General features: G+C 74.0%; 2 protein-coding genes and 2 pseudogenes. 3 read left to right on the top strand and 1 reads right to left on the bottom strand.

Translation table 11 applies throughout. The features are described 5' to 3' along the window. Positions 1 to 338 precede the first annotated feature (338 nt). A complete protein-coding gene (locus ABZ281_RS44620; protein WP_356664018.1) occupies positions 339 to 491 on the bottom strand; it encodes a hypothetical protein in 153 nt (50 codons plus the stop codon). Positions 492 to 620: 129 nt separating this feature from the next. Between ABZ281_RS44620 and ABZ281_RS44615 the strand changes: the two genes are divergently transcribed. The 3 genes and pseudogenes from ABZ281_RS44615 to ABZ281_RS44605 form a co-directional block, all read left to right on the top strand. Next, complete coding sequence (locus ABZ281_RS44615; RefSeq protein ID WP_356664016.1) at positions 621 to 1,964, top strand: tetratricopeptide repeat protein; 1,344 nt, start codon at positions 621 to 623, stop codon at positions 1,962 to 1,964. Between the two features lie 70 nt (positions 1,965 to 2,034). After that, positions 2,035 to 2,415: pseudogene (locus ABZ281_RS44610) on the top strand (permease); the annotation flags it as partial. A gap of 143 nt (positions 2,416 to 2,558) precedes the next feature. Then, positions 2,559 to 2,825: pseudogene (locus tag ABZ281_RS44605) on the top strand (hypothetical protein); the annotation flags it as partial. Between the last annotated feature and the right edge of the window lie 72 nt (positions 2,826 to 2,897).

Genomic DNA, 2,897 nt, shown 5'->3' with positions numbered 1-2,897 from the left:
GTTCGCCCCGTCACGACGCCCGGCACGCTCCCCCAAGCTCTCGACTCCGCTCGAGCAGGGGGTACCCCCACTCGCCGCACCGGACGCCGCTCCTTAACGGGCAAACGTTGCCTGATGCGGCACTAGCGACCGTTGTGCAGGGGGGGGCAGCGGCTGCCGTCGAGCCGATCACGCGCCACGTCGCGGACCTCCTCCCAGGTATCCGCACACAGCCGTTTTAGAACGTTTCTCGGCACAGGGCCCTCACCTGAAGCGAAGCCTGATGAACTCCTCGGCCGACTCGATCATCCCCCCGCGGCTGGCTCCTGGGCATCGGATTTCAGGTTGTGCCCCGGCGCTCAGCGGGAGTCGGCGACCGCCTGCGGGCCGGCCTGGGGTGTCTCGGCTCTCGCCGGGCCCGCGTTCGCCGCGAGCAGGAGGGTCGCGACGGCGACGAGGGCTGCGGTGAAGCCTCGGGCGTACCGCTCGGCGGTGCGTGTGCGTTCGAGCACGGCGACCTCGCAACTGGGGGCGGCGACTACGGCGGCAACGTGTTAAGCAGCTTCGACAATGCGGCTTAACACTCCGTTTAACCTAGGGGCAGTACAGGTCGAACGGCAAGAGGGGCAGGGGGAGTTGGCGTGGGGGAGCGTGATGATCCGGGGACCATCGGCCGCCGGGTGCAGCGGCTGCGTACGGAACGCGGACTGACGCAGCGGCAGTTGGCGGCGCCCGTGTACACACCGGCCTACATCTCCACCCTGGAGTCCGGCCGGGTGCGCCCCTCGGACGACGCCCTGCGGCATCTCGCGGAGCGGCTCGGCGTCGACTTCGACGAGCTCGCCGGCGGGCGCTCCGCCCGGCTCATCACCGGGCTGCGGCTGCGGCTGACCGAGGCCCGGCGTGTCCTCGCCGTCGGCGAGGCCGAGGCGGCCGCCGAGCAGTACGCCGAGCTGCTGGTCGAGGCCGAGGCACACCAGCTGGCCGCGGAGCAGTCCGCCGCGCTGCTCGGGCTCGGGGAGTGCGCCCTGGAGACGGGCGAGCTCGTGACCGGCCGGCAGTACTTCGAGCGGGCCGAGGAGTGTCTGGCCGGCTCCCCGCTGCCCGCCCGGGTCCCGGCCCTGCGCGGCCGGGCCGTGGCCCACTATCTCGCCGGTGAACTCCGCTACGCCGTCTACCTGCTGGAGACCACCCTCGACGAACTCAACCGAGGCGGCCTGCACGACCCGGACGCCCTCCTCCTGCTGTACGCCAGCGCCATCGGCCCGTACATGGACATGGGCGCGCACGCCCGGGCCGCTCAGGCCGCCGAGTTCGCCCTGGCCCTCGCCCCCCGGTCCGGCGACCCCGCCCTGGTCGCCCGGATGCACCGGTCCGTCGCCCGCACCCTGGTCGCCGAGGGGCGTCTCGCCGAGGCCGACGCCTCCCTGGCCAAGGCCGCCGAGCTGTACCGCACCCTGCAGATCCGCACCGAACTCGCCAACTGCCACTGGATGCGCGGCTACGTCTACGCCCAGGACGGCCAACTGGAACGCGCCGAGGAGGAGCTGCGGCAGGCCCTCGGCATGCTGTCGGCCCGGCGCGCCGCCCTCTACAGCAGCCAGGTCGCCGTGGAGCTGGCCGACGTGCTGCACCGGCGCGGCCGGTCCGACGAGGCGGCGGCCCTGCTGCACGACGTCCTCGGCCACCTGTCCCCCGAGCGCGGTGCCGTCCACTCCGCCGCCGCGCACCGCCTGCTCGGCATCATCGCCGAGGACGCCCGCCGCACGGAGGACGCCGAGGAGCACTACGTCCGTGCCCTGAGCCTGCTGGAGCGGGCGGGCGCCGCCGGTGACCTGGCCGACCTGTGCCGGCTGCTCGGCGACCTGCTGCGGCGGACCGGGCGGGTGGAGGCGGCCCTGGACGCCTACCGGACGGGCCTCGGGCACCGCACCGCCCCCGGCACCACCACCCTCGGGCCCGCGCCCGCACAGCCTCCCCTGTGAGAAAGCAGGGCCCTTGCACAGCCGTGCGGGTTAGCCTCCCACCCGGGATGTGAACGACCGGGGCGGGCGCGTGGAGAACCAACGGACGGTGGCCGACGGCATACGGCTGGGCCTGCGGGCCCTGGTGTACGCCGTGCTCGGCGGTGCCGCGCTGCTCGCCATCGCGACGGTGGTGTCGGTGCTCGGGCCCATGCCGGCGCTCGACCTGTACACCCCGCCGGTCGCGGCCTGGTGGACGGTGTTCACCGCGATCACCGTCCAGGGCGTGCCGTTCCTGCTGCTGGGCACGGTCGTGTCGGCGGCGATCGGGGCGTTCGTGCCCGAGCGGGTCTTCCAGCGGGTGCTCCCCCGCCGTACGGTGCTCGCCGTGCCGGTCGCCGGGGCCGCCGGGGTCGTGCTGCCCGGCTGTGAGTGCGCGTCCGTTCCGGTGGCGGGGAGTCTGATGCGGCGGCTCCGGCTGCCCGGGGAAAGCGATCGAGGTCGCCACGAGCACGACGGGGTTGATCGCGGGCGCCGACAGCAGGAAGTCGAGCGCCGCCGCCGGCGCGACCCCGATGGTCATCGGCCGGCTGCTCGCCTCGCTCGGGCACGGCCGTGGTGCTCACCGGCTTCGTCACCCGTGACGGCGACGGCACCTGGTACGTCACCCGCCTCCTCGTCTCCTGCTGCGCCGCCGACGCCACGACCGCCAAGGCCGAGGTACGCGGTGTGGAGGCGCCGCCGGTCGACACCTGGGTGACGGTCACCGGCACGTGGCACCCCGAGGGTGAGCCGGGCTCGACCGAAGCCTGGCCACCGGTCGTCGAGGCGACGTCCCTGCGGCGGGTGCGGCAGCCGGACAACCCGTACGAGAAGCGCTGAGACCCCGGCCCCCACGGCGCCGCCCCGCCCGGGGGTTTTGCCCCATCTGCAACGGGTAGTCGGGGCACGGTT

It is taken from the genome of Streptomyces sp. NPDC006265 (assembly GCF_040613555.1).
Classification (GTDB): Bacteria; Actinomycetota; Actinomycetes; order Streptomycetales; family Streptomycetaceae; genus Streptomyces.
Note: the sequence above shows the minus strand (reverse complement) of the source record. Positions and strands in the feature narration are given on the sequence as shown.